General features: G+C 40.6%; 18 protein-coding genes, 1 other RNA gene and 1 pseudogene. 9 read left to right on the forward strand and 11 right to left on the reverse strand.

From position 1 onward, the window contains the following. Positions 1–229: 229 nt before the first annotated feature. The 6 genes from KV696_RS07585 to KV696_RS07610 all read right to left on the reverse strand — a co-directional run bounded on the left by KV696_RS07585 (position 230) and on the right by KV696_RS07610 (position 5,841). A complete protein-coding gene (locus tag KV696_RS07585) occupies positions 230–895 on the reverse strand; it encodes a potassium channel family protein (protein WP_001283905.1) in 666 nt (221 codons plus the stop codon). A 13-nt stretch (positions 896–908) separates the two neighbouring features. Further along, on the reverse strand, positions 909–2,288 hold the full coding sequence (locus KV696_RS07590; RefSeq protein WP_219967282.1) for a TrkH family potassium uptake protein: 1,380 nt from the start codon (positions 2,286–2,288) through the stop codon (positions 909–911). A 33-nt stretch (positions 2,289–2,321) separates the two neighbouring features. Then, positions 2,322–3,086, reverse strand: a complete 765-nt coding sequence (locus tag KV696_RS07595) for a nucleoside phosphorylase (RefSeq protein WP_219967283.1) — start codon at positions 3,084–3,086, stop codon at positions 2,322–2,324. A 291-nt stretch (positions 3,087–3,377) separates the two neighbouring features. Then, positions 3,378–4,001 carry a TetR/AcrR family transcriptional regulator gene (locus KV696_RS07600; protein ID WP_000361921.1) on the reverse strand — a complete coding sequence of 208 codons (624 nt, stop codon included), beginning with the start codon at positions 3,999–4,001 and terminating at the stop codon, positions 3,378–3,380. Positions 4,002–4,040: 39 nt separating this feature from the next. After that, positions 4,041–5,123, reverse strand: coding sequence for an ABC transporter permease (locus KV696_RS07605; RefSeq protein WP_001259054.1), 1,083 nt, complete (start codon positions 5,121–5,123; stop codon positions 4,041–4,043). A gap of 1 nt (position 5,124) precedes the next feature. Next, a complete protein-coding gene (locus KV696_RS07610; protein ID WP_000734674.1) occupies positions 5,125–5,841 on the reverse strand; it encodes an ABC transporter ATP-binding protein in 717 nt (238 codons plus the stop codon). Positions 5,842–6,261: 420 nt separating this feature from the next. On the opposite strand from KV696_RS07610, the gene KV696_RS07615 reads away from it, so the two are divergent. Beyond that, positions 6,262–6,459: a hypothetical protein gene (locus tag KV696_RS07615; protein ID WP_219967284.1), complete on the forward strand. Its 198-nt coding sequence runs from the start codon at positions 6,262–6,264 to the stop codon at positions 6,457–6,459. Continuing rightward, positions 6,456–6,689, forward strand: coding sequence for a hypothetical protein (locus tag KV696_RS07620; protein WP_000578912.1), 234 nt, complete (start codon positions 6,456–6,458; stop codon positions 6,687–6,689). Before KV696_RS07615 ends, KV696_RS07620 begins: the two co-directional genes overlap by 4 nt. Before the next feature lie 249 nt (positions 6,690–6,938). Here KV696_RS07620 and KV696_RS07625 read toward each other — a convergent pair whose 3' ends face one another. After that, positions 6,939–8,168, reverse strand: coding sequence for a carbohydrate-binding domain-containing protein (locus KV696_RS07625; RefSeq protein WP_219967285.1), 1,230 nt, complete (start codon positions 8,166–8,168; stop codon positions 6,939–6,941). Positions 8,169–8,564: 396 nt separating this feature from the next. Between KV696_RS07625 and ssrA the strand changes: the two genes are divergently transcribed. The 4 genes and pseudogenes from ssrA to KV696_RS07645 all read left to right on the forward strand — a co-directional run. Continuing rightward, positions 8,565–8,913, forward strand: a transfer-messenger RNA (tmRNA) gene (gene ssrA, locus KV696_RS07630). 245 nt (positions 8,914–9,158) lie between these two features. Beyond that, entirely contained in the window at positions 9,159–9,716 is a 558-nt protein-coding gene (locus KV696_RS07635; RefSeq protein WP_124788078.1) for an ImmA/IrrE family metallo-endopeptidase, read from the forward strand. A 2-nt stretch (positions 9,717–9,718) separates the two neighbouring features. Beyond that, the gene (locus tag KV696_RS07640) at positions 9,719–10,234 is read left to right on the forward strand and encodes a hypothetical protein (RefSeq protein ID WP_124788077.1); all 516 of its coding nucleotides are present in this window, start codon (positions 9,719–9,721) and stop codon (positions 10,232–10,234) included. Between the two features lie 84 nt (positions 10,235–10,318). Further along, a pseudogene (locus KV696_RS07645) lies at positions 10,319–10,898 on the forward strand (transposase); the annotation flags it as partial. A 138-nt stretch (positions 10,899–11,036) separates the two neighbouring features. Here the strand turns inward: KV696_RS07645 and KV696_RS07650 are convergent. Continuing rightward, positions 11,037–11,600: a sugar O-acetyltransferase gene (locus tag KV696_RS07650; RefSeq protein ID WP_219967286.1), complete on the reverse strand. Its 564-nt coding sequence runs from the start codon at positions 11,598–11,600 to the stop codon at positions 11,037–11,039. Positions 11,601–11,776: 176 nt separating this feature from the next. Here KV696_RS07650 and KV696_RS07655 point away from each other — a divergent pair, with 176 nt between their 5' ends. Genes KV696_RS07655 through KV696_RS07665 form a run of 3 tightly spaced genes read left to right on the forward strand, consistent with a single transcriptional unit; the run spans position 11,777 to position 14,044 of the window. Continuing rightward, entirely contained in the window at positions 11,777–12,082 is a 306-nt protein-coding gene (locus KV696_RS07655; protein WP_219967287.1) for a rhodanese-like domain-containing protein, read from the forward strand. A gap of 20 nt (positions 12,083–12,102) precedes the next feature. Continuing rightward, positions 12,103–13,758: an FAD-dependent oxidoreductase gene (locus KV696_RS07660; RefSeq protein WP_219967288.1), complete on the forward strand. Its 1,656-nt coding sequence runs from the start codon at positions 12,103–12,105 to the stop codon at positions 13,756–13,758. Continuing rightward, positions 13,748–14,044 (forward strand): rhodanese-like domain-containing protein, encoded by a 297-nt coding sequence (locus KV696_RS07665; protein WP_219967289.1) that lies wholly within the window; start codon positions 13,748–13,750, stop codon positions 14,042–14,044. Before KV696_RS07660 ends, KV696_RS07665 begins: the two co-directional genes overlap by 11 nt. Before the next feature lie 188 nt (positions 14,045–14,232). On the opposite strand, the gene KV696_RS07670 is transcribed toward KV696_RS07665, so the two are convergent. The 3 genes from KV696_RS07670 to KV696_RS07680 form a co-directional block, all read right to left on the reverse strand. After that, positions 14,233–14,490 (reverse strand): metal-sensitive transcriptional regulator, encoded by a 258-nt coding sequence (locus tag KV696_RS07670; RefSeq protein WP_000185159.1) that lies wholly within the window; start codon positions 14,488–14,490, stop codon positions 14,233–14,235. A gap of 149 nt (positions 14,491–14,639) precedes the next feature. Then, positions 14,640–15,494 carry a VOC family protein gene (locus tag KV696_RS07675; RefSeq protein ID WP_219967290.1) on the reverse strand — a complete coding sequence of 285 codons (855 nt, stop codon included), beginning with the start codon at positions 15,492–15,494 and terminating at the stop codon, positions 14,640–14,642. A gap of 195 nt (positions 15,495–15,689) precedes the next feature. Then, complete coding sequence (locus KV696_RS07680; RefSeq protein WP_219967291.1) at positions 15,690–16,886, reverse strand: CAP domain-containing protein; 1,197 nt, start codon at positions 16,884–16,886, stop codon at positions 15,690–15,692. Positions 16,887–16,978: the final 92 nt, after the last annotated feature.

Here is a 16,978-nt window from a genome sequence, read left to right on the forward strand (position 1 = left end):
TGACGAAGTCAGTTACCTATACCTATGATATCTACGGCAAGACGACACTAGTATGGTTTAAAGAGATTTTCGAAGAGTATTACTCTCTCTTATCATTTCTTTCTATTCTATCATAAAGTCCCGTTTTTGAAGGACTTTTACTGGAATACAAGGGGTTCTGGTCTCATTTGGGATACAGGTTTCTGTCTATTTGCTATCTTGGACATCAAAAAAGAGGGAAATCCCCTCCTTACGAATTTAATTCTGCCAAGTCATCTAGATACTGGTTGTTAATGACTGCTAAAATATAGGCATCTGCCTTCAAGAGGTCATTAGGTCCAAACTGGACATCTAGCGGTGAATTTTCTTGTTCACGGAATCCTAGAACATTGAGGTTGTATTTGCCACGTAGATCTAGCTGGCTCAGGCTTTGACCTGCCCAAACACTCGGAATTTTCATCTCCACGATAGAGACATTTTTATCCAACTGAAAGACATCAACATTGTTATGAAAGAGAATGGTCTGCGCTAGGGACTGTCCCATTTCATACTCAGGTGAAATCACCGAGTCAGCACCGATTTTTTCCAGCACCTTCTTAGCTGTCTGGCTTTTGACCTTGGCAATAACCCTTGGTACCCCCAAACTCTTACAGTGCATAACTGCAAGCACACTTGACTCCAGATTTTCCCCTGTTGCCACTACAACCGTATCACAGGTATCAATACCTGCAGTTCTGAGGAGTTCCTCATCTGTAATATCTCCAACTACACCACGCGCCAAAACTGGCTCAAATTGATTGATGTGCTCGGCGTGGTCATCGATGGCAATGATATTCATATCTTGCTTGGCTAGGGCCGTCAGGACACTACTTCCGAAAATCCCCAAACCTAAAATTCCAATCGTACGATCTGACATAGTTCTTCCTTTCTTATCCAATACTAATATCTGCTTTCATATACTGAATCAAATCTTTCTTATCAGGCTGGTAATCCGCTAAACTAACCAACAAGGTCAAGGGACCGATACGGCCAATAAACATGAGCACCATGACAATACTGAGGGCTAACTTGCCCAATTCTGGTGTCAGATTTGCCGTTACCCCAACTGTCGCAAGGGCTGAAATGGTCTCAAACATGAGGTAGATAAAGCGCGGTGTTCCTTCTGCTGTAATTCCCAGCAACACCAAGCCCAACAGGAAGGTCATCAAAAAGATAATGAAGACACTAAAGGATTTTTGGACTGTGCGAGCCTCAATGGTTCTCTGCGCAACATTGGCATGAGGTAAGCCCAGCAATTCACTACGCGCAAAGACCAATAAGACAAAGAAAGTCGTAATCTTGAGCCCCCCAGCCGTTCCTCCAGGCGCCCCTCCAAGAAACATCTGCAGGATATAGATAAACAAGGTCACAGGCCGAGCTTGAGTGTAGTCAATAGAAGCAAAGCCAGCTGTTCTCATGCTGACGGTTTGGAAAAAGCTAACCAACACTTTCTCTGGGATACTGAGATTGCCAATAGTCCCTGGATTGTGCCACTCCGTAAAGAGTGTGGATACTGTCCCAAACAGCAAAATTCCTGCAGTCAAGAAGAGGACCAACTTGGTGTGGAAACGCAGACGACGTTTTTTCTTCTTGTCAAACTGGGTTGCCAAGTCAAACCAGACCATAAAGCCAAGACCACCTGTGATAATCAAGCCAGCAATGACCAGATTGATCAAGGGATCTGTCTGATAATTCACTAAACTACTACTGCCGAAATTATCAAAACCAGCATTACAAAAGGCTGAAATGGCTAAAAAGATGGAGGTAAAAATGCCCCGTCCCCAGCCAAACTCAGGAATAAAACGGAAACTTAGTAGAAAGGCACCCAAGCCCTCCACCAGAAAAGTCGTCAAAAAGATGGAGCGCATAAAGGCCTTCAGTGACCGAGTCTCCCCGTAACTAAAGCTCTCCTGAATGGTTTCACGACTGCGAAGACTGAGCTTTTGCTTCCCCTGAATATAAAAGACTCCGATAAAGGTCATGAGTCCCAGACCACCAATCTGGATCAAGAGCATACAAATCAGCTGACCCCAGACATTATAGGTAGTAGCCACTGGTTGCGTAAAAAGGCCAGTCACACAGACCATGGACACCGTCGTAAAAAGATGGTCAAAATAAGTAGCCTGCGAACCACTTGCCTGAACAAAAGGCAAACTCAAAAGAAGAGAACCTATAAAGATAACTCCAGCGAAACTCAGAAAAATCCGACGAGCTGGCGAAAGTCCGCCCAAGGCTCTTTCAATTTTTTTCACAAATAATTTGAATAACATACATCCATTGTACCATAAAAAGTAGGTGAGTAGCTAGAACTGAGAGGCTATCTCAAGACAGAGTTCCAAGGCCTTCTCGAAAGCTTCTAAACCCCAGTCACGACTATCGTACTGGTCCAAGTCTGCTAAGGAATCAGCTGTGAACAGCAACTCTCCCCAGAGAACCCCACGCAGCTGGGCTACTGCCGCAAGTGCTGAACACTCCATCTCCACAACAACACAACCTTCTTCCTTGCGATAAGCCACCTTTTCAGCCGTTTCTCGGTAAAAACCGTCTGTCGTCCAGGTCATGACTTCTTCATAGGGAATCCCTCTGGCTTCCAACACTCGCTCAATAGCAGCAATAGCCTCTGGCTGAATTTCCATATAACGAGAAGGTGCCACATAGTGATAACTAGCTCCTTCATCTCGCAGAGCGCGAACAGGGACTAGAAAGGTATTTTCTTCTATATCAGCTAGCACACCACAGGTACCGGTGGAAATAATCTGCTCCACACCATAGCCAATCAACCAATCCATAAACTGGGCTGCTGGAGCGGAGCCAACAGGTGCCTGAGCCAGACAGATCTCCTTGCCCTTGTAGTTCACGACATAGACTGGATAGGTCTTGGTGGCAGAAACGAATTCGCCGACACAGTCCGCTCCTACTTCCCTCGCATAGCGGTCAATCTCCTCACCTAAAAAAGCATAGACACACTTCTTGGGCAAGTGCAAATCCAGCCCCTCATGATCAGGCATGATAACCGCCTGAGGATTATCATCAAACTCTAAAATAGGAATCGCATGTTTCTGAATCATAACCCACCTCCTCTAATTTTGTACTATTGTATCAAAAGCTGACCGAGTGTCAAGGAATTCTCTTTAGCAAGCCAGAAATCTCCTCTTCCATACACTTGAGAAATCGTTGCACCGCTGGAGAAGTCGGTTTCTGTTTTGGCAAAGCGATTGAGGACTTATGAAGAATACAAAATCCAACAACAAAAAAGACATGAATCTGAAAAAAAGACATGAATCTGAAATAAGCAGAACATGTCTTTTTTAGCTTGTTTGAAAGTCAAGTAAATAAATCTTAGCTCTTCTAGAACTCCCTTATTTCCACAAACCACCTAAAATCTGTTTTTCTAATAAGTCTAGGTCCTCTTCCTTTATTTCTCCGTTGTCGCTAACGATATAAAGTTGAGCGAAGTAAGCCAACAATGGACCAACACAAATACGAACCATTTGAGGAATCGTTAACTCTGGATTTACACGTGGATCTGCTAGCAATTCTTTATGAAGCACTCGAAGTTTATCTTGAATAGCATTCCAGATAAAAATCTGTTCATTTTTTAGTTTCTTATTTGAAAAACTCTCCTGCAGAATGATTTTCATCAAAGCACGATTTTTTTTGAGATAGCTCATACGATCGTGGACAAGATAACGAACCCTCTCTTCTGTCGTTTCAAAAGCTAAGAGTTCCTCAACAAAACTACCGAAAATGCCTGGGACTACAGGATGTAAAATAGCCGTCAGTAGATCATCCTTCGTCTTAAAATACTTAAACAAAGTTGCCTGGCTTAGTCCAGCACGCTCAGCTATGTGAAGAGTTGAGGTCCCATGGTAACTCCTAGTTGATATGAGATCCACTGCTGCCTGCATGATTTTTTTCTTTCCGTGAGGGTAATTCGCTTCTTCTAAGTAATCTTCAAACGATTCAAAAACAGTCTTATCCATCTAATCTTCACACCTTTTTAGCATTATTTATGTTGATTTCTAAACTTTACGATAACGACGCAATCCAACAATATTGAGAATTGTTAAAATGATCAAGAAAATCATTAAAACACCAAGATTTGGCAAAATATCACCAAGATTGTGTCCGTAAAGAATAATCTGGCTTATTGCATCACCAGAATAGGTTAATGGCAAAAATTTCCCCACAGTTGGAGCCCATGCTCCCATGGATGACAATGGAATAATCCCTGAGAAAAAGAGTTGAGGCATAATCACGAGAGGAATAAATTGCATCATTTGGAATTCTGATTTTGCTAGAGTAGACAAGAGAATTCCAAAAGCTAGTGCTACAAGAGCCAGTACCACATTAACTATTATAACATTTAAAATATTTCCTACAACTTCTACATCTAGTAGCCAAATTGCTGCTAAGACGACAACTGCCGTTTGAAAAATCGCAATAATACCGTAAGACAACATATAGCCATAGACAATTTCAGAACGTTTCACTGGGGTTGCTAACAAGCGATCCAAGGTTCCACTTGTGCGCTCTTTCAAAAGTGCCATACCAGAAATCAAAAAGACAAAGAAGAAGACCACAAAGCCAATTAAAATTGGAATCATACGTGCAAAGAATCCAGTATTTTTATCTCCATATTGGTAAGATTCTTTGATTTCAGGCGCCTTTGCATCTAATTTCAATTGTGGAAGAGCTTGTTTGATACGAGATAGTAACTGATCGGTGCCTTCACTGGCGATACTTGTTCGTAACACTTGTCGTATCATAGATGTCTTGGAGGCATCTGTATTTGCGTAGTCGACCTGATACTCACCGTCTTTATAAGAAATCACAGCATCGACTTTTTCATTTGCTAGCGCTTCTTTGGCCTGATCTAAGTCTTGATAAGTCTCGATGTCCACATGATCAAGCTCATCCATTTTCGTTATCAAACCAGTTGGTAGATCTTGTGTCGCTAACTTGACATTCACGGTTGTACTAGCTGAAAACATGAGGTTCATCAGCCACATAATAAATACCGGCGCTACAAACATCATAGCCAAGGTTCGTTTGTCACGAAGCAATTCTTTGATAACTTTTTTAGCAATAGCAATGGTTCTCATCTTACTCTCCTTCTGCTTTCAAAAATACTTCTTCAATACTTGAAACTTGATAACTTTCTTTTAAGTGTTGCGGTGTATCAAAAGCAATGATTTTTCCACCTAATAATAAGCCGACCTTATCCGTTAACTCTGCTTCATCCATAACATGGGTAGTAACTAATATCCCAACCCCATTGTCTCTAAGCGCGAATAATTCTTTCCAGATTTTCTTCCGAAGAGAAGGGTCGATTCCAACTGTCGGTTCGTCCAAAATCAAGAGCTGAGGATTCCCCAGAAGCGCGATGGCTAAAGACAAGCGTCGCTTCATTCCTCCAGAATAACCGGATACCGTTTTATTCAAATGCTCTGTCAGATCCACAACTTGAGCCACATGGGCAATTTCAGCTGTCAGATCTCTTTTGGATAGCCCTTTTAGCTGACCAAAAAATTCCAGATTTTCTTGACCTGACAAAGCCTCATATAAGGCATCTGACTGGGCCATATAACCAATATCTCCTAAAATATGACGATTGGGCATAGTATGATCCAATACCAAAGCAACCCCTCCGTCAGCTTTTTCCATCCCTAACATAGTCTTAATCATAGTCGATTTACCAGCACCAGACGGACCTATTAAGCCTATAATTTCTCCCGGCTGCAATTCAAAGCTGACATGATTCAAAACCATTTGACGACAAAAAGACTTATCCAAATCTTGTAAATGTAGCAATTTTTTCATATGCTTCCTCCTAGGTGAGTGTTTACTCACTTACTGAATATAGACCTATTATAGTGAGTGTTTACTCACTTGTCAAGAAAAAAGTTGAAATTCTTTAAAAAATAAAGCACCAGATTCGTATCTGATGTTTATAATGCACATGTCTTATTTCTAAAAATGTTTTTGAACTTCCTCTCTATACTCCGAAATGGTCTTTTCTGTCCACTTTTTAAAGGCCTATTTTCCCTCTACTTTTCTCGGCTAATCCAACCATCGTCATTGCTATCGCAACTCTAATGACCTTGGTAATGGGAATTCATTTTACTCATTTTTATATGAAACAGACTAAGAAATTTTCAAGACCTAATTGAAACCAAATTAGCCCTTGGAAGTCAAAAAATCCTCGAACTCTACGCTGACCGTCTAGCAGAATCATACCAAATGCGGCATGGCATTTCTAAGAATTCGGTTAAGGGACGTAACCTACAAGCTGCTTACGTGGATGGATTTACTTTGAGAGATTTCTTCGCCTTCAACCAAGGACTAAATAAAATGGGTGACCAAGCACTTCCTTTTAAAATTCACCCTGAACATTTTGTATTTGCTGGAGTTCACGGTAGACAGGAAGTGAGGAGTTGATTGGAGAGTACGGTCAACCAACTTATCAAAAAATCTTTATCAGTCTAGATACTGAAAAAACAGGCGTTCCGTATGCCGATACAAAAATTTCTATGGCAGGTGATACTGCTACTCTCATGTCCGATACAAGCCTTGATATCAAGATGTATGGTATGCATCAGTTCAAGATGAAAAAAGGTGGACTCCGCATCAAATTAGGCGTCTTTTCCCCAGAAGCAACCCCAAGCTAGATGGAGCTCGGTCACCAAGAACACCTAGCAGTTGAATTTTTCAATTCCCTCACAATCGCCTACCAAAACAAAACATTTAAGGGAAAACTACTCAATACCTTCTTAAAATTCAAGAAATTTAAGTAAACAAAAACGGATGACTGAACAATTTAGCCTTTGAAAGCTACGATTATAAAATCCCTCGTAACATATCAATTTATCACCCATATAAAAAGATAGCCATTCTAATTGAATGCTATCCTTTTTTGTTTATCCTTGTCCACCAGGGGCTGGACCTCCAGGACCTCCATTCAGACCTCCGCCTCCAGGCATAGAATTGACAATATCTATTTGTTTTTCGCCGTTGATGTAGATATCCCCACCTGTGTAAGTTGCTGTTCCATCAAAGTCAAAGCCTGATTGTCCTATCAATTTAATGGTTCCACCGGTAACCATGATATTCCCGTTTGAGTCAATTGGATCTGTGTCCCCTTGACCGACTTCAACAGTTAGATTGCCACCTGTCATGGTAAAGTAAATATCACTTTGCTGGGCATTTTTATTAGCTGCATTCACACCATCATCTGTCGAGTAGACATTGATATCACCACCATTGATCGTAATGGATTTCCCTTCAATTCCTTCAGTCGCATTCTTGACTGTGTAAGTACCACTATCAATCACTAGATTTCCAGAAGCGTGAATGCTGTCCTCGCCTGCTGTGACTGTTATGGTATTGTTCGCCAAATACATATTTCCGACAGTCATATCGTCATCATTGTCAACTTTGACACCATCTTCCTTAGCATCGATAGTCATGGTCGCACCAGTGACATTAAGTTCATCATTGACATTAAAGGCATCGCCAACTGATGTGACGTTAAAGGTTCCACCTGTGATGTGGAGGGTGTCGTTAGCCTTGATAGCATTGCTTTTCTTGCCATCTACATTGAGAATCCCTGAGCCATTGATGGTCAAATCAACCTTAGAAAAGAGAGAGGCATTTGCCTTTTCATCACTGTTAGAGCTTGAGTCAGAGAGACTGTTGGTGGTTCCCTCTGCTAGAGTGAGGTAGACATGACCTGCGCTTGTAGCCGAAATAGCCGCATCTGTATTGGTCATGGTCACGCCTTTTAGGACAAGTTTCACATCATCAGACTTATCAGCTGCAATTTTAATTTGCACTCCGTCAGACTGACCAGAAATGACATAGGTACCTGCTTTTGAGATAGTCACCTTTGAACCAGAAACTGTCACACCGTCTCCAGAGACGTTTGCAGATGAGCCAGATAGCTCTATCTTAGAGGCTGTGCTTTCATCATAAGAAGTGTCGTAGTCCTTCTCTGTGAAATAGGAAGTTTGGTTTGTTTTGGTTGAAGTTGTTGTTGCATTATTTGTAGTTGCATTGGTATTGGATGTAGTTGTTGACTGGGCACATGCTGCCATCAGCGCCATTGCTGTTAGACTCGTTGCGAGTAGGATCCATTTTTTTGATTTCATACCTTTTTCCTCTCCTTCGTATGATATAGCTAGACAGTCTACAGAAGATTCCTGAAACAAAATTAAAACTTTTTTGAAAGTTTCCTTAAATTTAGTTTCGCTTAGTATTCTTTTGAAAAGGCTACTAGAAACAATTTGAGAATACTAAAATACAGTTAATACTCGTGGTGCTAGTTAATCTCAAAGTATCTCAGATTATAAGCTAGTACAATTTGCTCCATCAAAAGATGGAATATTAGCCTGACAAAAAGAAAAAGACAAACACCATTTGGAATGTTTGTCTTCGGTCTGAAATTCCCTTGATGCATTGTAGCAAGGGAATTTTAGCATGTTTTGAGTAATTTTATCTTGATTTTTGCAATGAGAGTATTTTTTTGTATAATAGTATATTATTTTGGGGTCGTTACGGATTCGACAGACATTATGAGGCATATTTTGCGACTCATCTAGCGGATGTAAAACGCCAGTTAAATATAACTGCAAAAAATAACAATTCTTACGCTTTAGCTGCTTAAAAACCAACCAACGCGACTTGATTCGGATTGATTGTGTCTGATGACAGGTCTTATTATGAGCAATCTCTTGTAAAATCAAGTCTAGGGATTTTACAAGAGATTGATAGACTCGCTTAGCTTGGGCTTGAGCCATGTGTCAAAGCTAAGTTAAATGAAGACATGGCCTATGGTCGTAGACAAATGTGTTGGCATGTGTTTGGACGTGGGTTCGACTCCCACCGGTTCCATATATACTTTATAAACTTTCTTAAAACTTCCCAAAACGTTGATATTTTAAACGTTTTTATTTTTATACTTTCTATTATTTCTTATAACTTTTTACAAAAGGGAGGTACCGAAATTATATTTCTAAAGATAACTTACAAATCATTTATATTGGTCTTAAACAATAAAATTAGAGAAAGTTTTTTTCTATATTATCCATTGACACTTACTATGAGTACTGGTACAATGAAGTTAGTAAGGAGGGAGAAAGGTGTATAAAATTGATGAAATTAGAACAATAGTTAATGGCTTACGTGCATTATTTCCTGAATTATCAATAAAAGAGATTCTTGAAAATTTCGAAAGCGCAGTTGAAAAATTTGGGGTACAAGTTAAATATGCCTTCATGGAAGGCGATAGCCAAAACGTTAGCGGATATTTAATGGCCGAAAACAACAAGCCAGTCATTGTACTTAATGCCGAGGAGAATACTCGCAGACAACGTTTTACCTTAGCTCACGAGCTAGGACACCTTATTTTACATTGGCAATGGTTACCAGGCGAGCAAATTAGTTTAGAAGATGGAATTTTTGAAGTTTCATTTAGAAAAAACGATATTCATAGCTATACACCAGAAGAAAATTTAAGGGAAGAAGATGCAAATACTTTTGCAGGAGAATTCTTAATCCCCGTTGACGAAGTTAAAAAATTCTCAGAAGAAATTGTTGACAAAACTAAATTAGCAAAAGAGCTGTCTATAAGATTTAATGTATCATATCCATGTGCTTCTGTGAGGGTTGCCAATTTACAACGTGAAGGGGTTATCTAATCGTGACTATTGACAACCATGAAAAACTCAAGCGATATCTAAAAGAAAAACTACCAGACAACTTTCAATCTAAGAAAATAGATTTTTCTAACAACGATTTTAATAGACTTAATAAACTTAAAAAAACTCTAAGCAAACAAAAAACATTTGAAACTATGGACGAGGCTCAAACACGCCATTACAAAGATTTGACAGATACTATAAAAAAAGAGTTAGAGAATAAAATTTTCTTCAGAAAACTGTCAATATGGTTTATGCTTGGAGTTGTTACATTACATTTTTTAGGTTCTATTCTTTTACTATATATTGTCATAAAAGCTCGTATTTGTGGTAAAGGAAATATCATATCTGATAATACAATGATTTATTTGATAGTTACACTAATGGTTAATTTTCTGGCATCATTCGGAATTATTTTAAAATATGTTTTCAGCAGCACTAATGAAACATATTCACATATAGAAAAAACGGCTCTAATGTTTCAAAGCAAGGATATGGTCAATAGTGAGTACGAATAACAAAAAGCATCAGACTATCCTGATGCTTCAGATTGAAGACAAAGTCCTTGGAAGTCAAGTTTCTAAGGGCTTTTCTTTTTGTAAAGTCGTATAAAGGGTGTAAAAGGGAACTTAAGACCCAATGATTTTGTTTATGATGCCTTCTATGACTGTTACCTCTGTCCAGAGAACCAAGTGTTAAGCTATCGCACGACGACTCGAAAAGGTTATCGTGAGTATAAGAGTAATCCCAAAGTATGTACTTCTTGTCCCCTATTATCCGTTTGTACCCAAAGCCCAAATCACCAAAAAGTCATCACGAGACATGTATGGAAAGATGATCTTGAATTTTGTGAAGAGATTCGCCACCAAAGAGGAATGAAGGAGCTTTATAAGAAGCGTAAAGAAACCATCGAGCGACTCTGTGGGACAGCCAAAGAATACCACAACCTCCGTTATACAAGAGAGAAAGGCAAGTCCAAGATGGAAGATAAGGTTGGGTTTACTTTGGCGTGTTTGAATATCAAAAAACTAGTAAAAATGAGGGTGGGGAAGCCTTTTTATTTTGTTCAAATGACCGTTATTCTATCAAAAGATGGAATATTAGCCTGACAAAAAGAAAAAGACAAACACCATTTGGAATGTTTGTCTTCAATCTGAAGAGTTTGGAACAAAAAGATTTTAATTTTTAAAAATCTTAATTATTAATCCCTTCTAATCTATAATTAAATGCGAAAAGCGAACAAAGCAGAATTCTGATTACCAGAAAACTAGTTTTGTTCGCTTTTTTATATTTGAGGTCGGACTTTTGTCCCAGCCTCTTTTAATTTTCTTTCACAGGTATCTCCTTAATCACGCGCGCGGGATTACCAGCTAGAACAACGTTGTCGCCAAATGACTTGGTGATCACAGCCCCAGCTCCAGCAACAACGTTATCTCCCAGTGTCACTCCAGGAAGGACAATGACGCCACCTCCAGCCCAGAAATTGTCTCCGATGGTAATAGGCTTGCCGTATTCCACACCTGAATTACGATCCTGCGGGTCCAGTGGATGGAGTGGGGTTAAAAACTGACAGTTGGGACCAATCATAGCATTGTCCCCGATACGAATCGGACAAACATCCAGCATGGTCAAGTTCCAATTAGAATAAAAATTCTCCCCTAGATGGATATTGACTCCATAATCGACTACCAGTCGTGGATTGACATAGAGATTTTTCCCAGTTGAGCCAAACCAATTCTTGATAAGCTCCGCCCCTTTCAAGGGATCTTCTTCCTTGTTAAAGGCAGCCTGCTTCTGACGAGAAGCCTGAGCCAAGGCTCTCAGTTCTGGGTCCGATGGACGGTAAAACTCTCCCGCTATCATTTTCTGGTATTCACTGGTCATCTTTATACCTCACACTTACTTTGAGCCCATCATATCAAAAAGGCTTTGAAAGGTCAAGAATAGGCTGCTTTCTAAACTATCGAAACCATTCCCTATCCCAAGTCAAAACAACTTGCTTGACAAAAACTTAACTTCATGGTTTAATATACCCCATAAGGGTATATTTGGAGATGCCTATGTTTCACTTATTTACAAAAATTGACAGTATTTCTACCAGCGAGTTAGAATCTAAACTCAAGGAACCAATTCAGCTACTGGATGTTCGGACGCCGATGGAATTTCGTAGAGGACATATCAAAAGTGCCAAAAATGTTCCTCTAACCGAAATTGGTTCCTACACACCAGCGACAAAAGAAACACTTTATGTCATTTGTCATTCTGGTATGCGTAGTAAGATGGCTGCTAAAAAGCTTAAGAAAAAAGGCTACGATGTTATCAATGTCCGAGGCGGTATGAGTGCTTGGACAGGTAAGGTCATCTAAATTTATAAAGGAGAAAGTCAATGAAAATTATCATTGTCGGGGGAGTTGCAGGCGGAATGTCAGCAGCAACCCGTCTCAGACGTCTCATGGAAGACGCTGAAATCACTATTTTTGAGAAAGGTCCCTTTGTTTCCTTTGCAAACTGCGGACTTCCTTACTATGTTTCAGGAGAAATTGCAAACCGTGATAGCTTATTGGTCCAAACTCCTGAAAGTCTCAAGGCACGCTTTAATCTGGATGTGCGACCATTTCACGAGGTTATCCAGATTTCGCCAGAAGAACACACTGTGACCGTACGTCACGATGGGCAGGAATTCACTGAAAGCTATGACAAGTTAATCCTCTCCCCAGGAGCTAAACCATTTGTTCCTACCATTGAAGGATTGGCAGAAGCTAAGAATGCCTACACGCTCCGCAACGTTCCCGATCTCGATGAAATTATGGCAGCCTTGGACAATCATCCAAAAGAAGCTGTCGTTATCGGTGCAGGCTTTATCGGACTTGAAATGGCTGAAAACCTAGCGAAACGTGGATTGCAAGTTACTATCGTGGAGAAAGCACCCCATGTCTTGCCGCCATTAGATCAGGAAATGGCAGCCTTTGTCCAAGCAGAATTGGTCAAAAATAGCGTTCGCGTCATCACTTCTCAGTCTGCGGTTCGATTTGAAGACCAAGGAAATATCATCGTTCTAGAAAATGGTCAAAAGATTGCTTCTGACCTCACCATTCTTTCTGTCGGTGTTGAACCTGAAAACGGACTGGCCAAAGTTGCGGGGATTGAACTGGGACTTCGTGGTGGAATCCTGGTCGATGAACATTATGAAACCAGTCAAAAAGATATTTTTGCAGTTGGGGATGCCATCGTCGTCAATCAAGAGATTACAGGCCAAGACGCTCTCATCTCTCTCGCTTCTCCTGCCAATCGTCAGGGACGCCAAGTGGCGGACGTCATCGCAGGACTAGGACGTACAAACAAGGGCAGTATCGGCACTGCGATCGTTCGTGCCTTTGATATGACAGCTGCTTCGACTGGTCTCAGCGAGCGTATCCTTAGCATGAATCAACTTCCTTACAAGGCCCTTCATGTCAGTGGAAAAGACCACGCTGGTTATTATCCAGGCGCTACTGATATGACCTTGAAGCTCCTCTTTGACTCAACCACTGGAAAAATCTACGGTGCCCAAGGAGTTGGGAAGAAAGGTGTTGACAAGCGAATCGATATCCTAGCAACTGCTATCAAGGGAAATCTCACCGTCTTTGACTTGCCAGAATTGGAGTTCACCTATGCGCCACCATTTGGCTCTGCCAAGGATCCCGTCAATATGCTGGGCTACGCAGCCTTGAACCTTATCGAAGGTCTCAGCGACAATATTCAATGGTATCAGCTCGAAGACGAACTGGCTAAAGGTAAGAAATTCCTAGATGTACGGACAAGTGGCGAATTCCAAAATGGTAGACTTAAAGTCGATACCATCCACATCCCCCTAAACGAACTACGGGAACGCTTGGACGAACTGGACAAGAACCAAGCCTACATCGTTAGCTGCCACAGTGGTTTGCGCAGCTATATCGCAGAGCGTATCCTCAAACAAGCAGGATTTCCCGTCCAAAACCTTGACGGCGCTTATTCACTATACAAAATGGCTAAGCCAGAAGGAGTAGAATATGGAAACTAATATCAGCATGGCTGACTTTTATGAAAAATATCAAAATGAAAATCTAGAGCTTATCGATGTCCGTGAAGTACATGAATTCCAAGCAGGGCATGCACCAGGTGCCAAAAATCTTCCATTAAGTACCTTGGAACAAGGATACAAAGAACTCAAACCTGACCATGAATACCATGTCATATGTCAAGGTGGAGTGCGTTCTGCCTCTGCCTGCCAATTTCTCAGCGCCCAAGGCCTCTCCGTTACCAATGTAGAAGGTGGCATGAATGCTTGGCCTGGTCAAGTAGAATAATCAAAAGGAGTTGGGCAAAAACTCAATTTCAGGAGAAAGTGAAGTAAATTTCCCCACAATAAAACGCATACTATCAAGGTTTTCAACACCTGATAGTATGCGTTCTTTTATTTTAAAGACTGTTTCCAGCCTCTCTTGATTCACATTAAACTATTCTAATAGCAGAGATCTTTGCAACTCTCATCTCTTTATTTCCGTTTAATCAAGTATCGGATAGCCTTTTCTAGGCGTTCCTTTTGAGCTTCAGGATCATCTAGCGGCTGATTGATACATTCAGTAAGGTTTTCGGTAATTATCATCTCAATCACGCGCTCCACACTAGATTTCACGGCTGTCAGTTGCGTCACAATATCAGCACAGTCACGATCTTCTTCAATCATCTTTTGAATCCCACGCAACTGACCCTCTGAACGTTTCAAACGAGTAATATACTTTGAGTTTGTCATTTCTTTTTCCTTGCTCGATTTTTCTTCATTATATCTCTAATAAGCTCCTTTGTCAAAATTCTCGCCCATCCGTCTCACGCAATTCTGTTACCACAGGCTTTTCAAAAGGCAAACTAGCCATGCTGATAACTTGATAGAAATTCCTAGTTTTATCTATCTAAGCGAACACGAGTCACTATTCCATCTGGGTCTGTGATTTCCAGCTGGCTAGATGTCAGCCACTTGATTGGTACATCAACTTCTTGTGCTCGCTGCGCAATCGTTAATAGTTCTTCTTTACTTGCAACTTCAATAACATAATAGGCTAAGCCTGGCAAGCCTTGCTTACGCGGAGCTAGGCCTTTTCCTCCCCATTCGTTGACAGCCAAATGATGATGGTAGTCTCCAGCTGCAATCCAACTAGCACTAGGTACACTGAATTTATCCTCTAGCCCTAACACCTTTTGATAAAACTGGCTGGACTTTCGACTATCCTTGACAGAAAGATGAATATGCCCCATTCTCGTACCCTCGGCTAAAGTAAAGGGCTCTACTCTTTCCCCCAACTCATAGATATCCTGTGCAGCAAGAGCCTCCGTCACTCCGATAATGCGTCCATCTTCTCGAATATCCCATGTGGAAATTGGCTTATCTCGATAGAGTTCAATACCATTCCCCTCCAAGTCCTCCAAGTAAAGGGCCTCACTGTAACCATGATCTGCACCGCCGACAAGAGGAATCTGTAAGTCTGTCAGGTGTTTCAAAACATCAGCCAAAGCCTTACGTGTCGGCAAGAGAATGGCCAGATGGTAAAGGCCATAATGTTCCCTTACTTGTCCACTCTCTTGTGCTTGAATCAGGTGTACCAAGGCCTTTCCATCAAGTCCTAGAATCGTCTCTGTCTCAGTCTGAGATAAGATTTCTAAACCAATGATTTGCTGATAAAAGGCTGTTTGACTTGCCAAATCCTTTACATTTAAAACTACCTCTGCTAAATAAATGTGGCTCTTGTATTCATAGGTCATAAATAGTCCTCTTTTTCAGTTGTAATCATTTTTATTACAACTATTATATAATTTCCATCAAGAAAGTCAAGCCAGACAACTTGAAGCCTCTATTCTAACAAAAAGAGGCCAATGTTTGCCATCAACCTCTTTCTTATCGGTCATTCTTTTTGCTAAGTAAGATGAATACTTTACCTATGACTTACTATCTTCAGCCTAGTTTACCCATTCACCATTACCATTTACACGATAACCATCTGGTGTCGTTGTGCTGACTGCCAAAGCTCCTGAACCATATGCATAGTACCAGTACTTGCCTACCTTAAACCAACCTGTCTTCATGACACCTGATTGATCAAGATAATACCAAGTACCATTTTCCTTATACCAGCCTGTCTTCATAGCTCCTGAACCATCAAAATAGAACCATCTGCTACCATCTGTTCCCCAGCCTGTAAACATCGCGCCAGAACTATCAAGGAAATACCATACTCCATCAACTTCTACAAATCCAGTCTGCATGACACCTAAATCATTCAAGTAGTACCATTTACCACCTGTTTTTACCCAGCCTGTCTTCACATCACCAGACTCATAAAAATACCATTTTCCATTAGACTTCACCCAACCAGACTGACTAGATGTAGATGTTCTAAAATCTTTCAGCGGTTTTTCTACAACCGTAGCTTTACTTTTAACTGTTGAAAGGTTTGATGCAGTCACTTCTGTATACTGAATAGCAGAACCATATCCACCAGCCAATTCCTCTGAAGAAGCATCATCACCTAAAGCTAGAGAAATCGTTGCTACTTTCTGAGAACTAGCTGCATTTCTAAAGGCCGCGAGCCCCACATAGGTAAATTTAGAATTGATCAGAACCTCATAATAACCTGTAAATTCTTTAGAGGTTCCACCCTTCTTTTTCGCTACATAATTCGCCTTCTCAGCATGCCAGTTTTCAATTGCTTTTAGAAAACCTTCATAGTTCACATCTAAAGCTTCTCCCCTTATACTATTACTAGATGGAAAAGCAGTCCAGATTTCTTTTGTAGAAAGACGCTCAGGTTTTAAAGCTACTGACACCTCAGTAGCTCGTACAAAAGCAGTTTTCTCAAGATCAGTAGACCATTTAATAGGGACATACTTATCTACCAAACCTTCATCAGCTGCTTCCTTACGAATTTTATTGATTGCATCCAAAATAGCTTGTTTATTTGGAGTCAAAAATTCTCCCTTGATTCCAACCAAAACGTTGCCACTAGAAGGTTTTAGCACCTCTGAGGTCAATACATTTTCATTTTTACCATTAATAGATTGTGTTGCCACCAATCTGTCATTAGCAAAAACATCAGTTGTCAAAACTGCTCCAGCCAAGGTCAAAGCCAAGGCGCTAGCAAATACAATTTTCTTCATCTTTTTCTCCTTTTATCCCTGAGATAGGATAGGTATTTTCAATATTAAATTATATCATATTTCCCTACTCTTTGCCCGTTTCTACCAATGTC

Origin of the sequence: Streptococcus humanilactis, assembly GCF_019448275.1 — a bacterium.
Lineage (GTDB): Bacteria > Bacillota > Bacilli > Lactobacillales > Streptococcaceae > Streptococcus > Streptococcus humanilactis.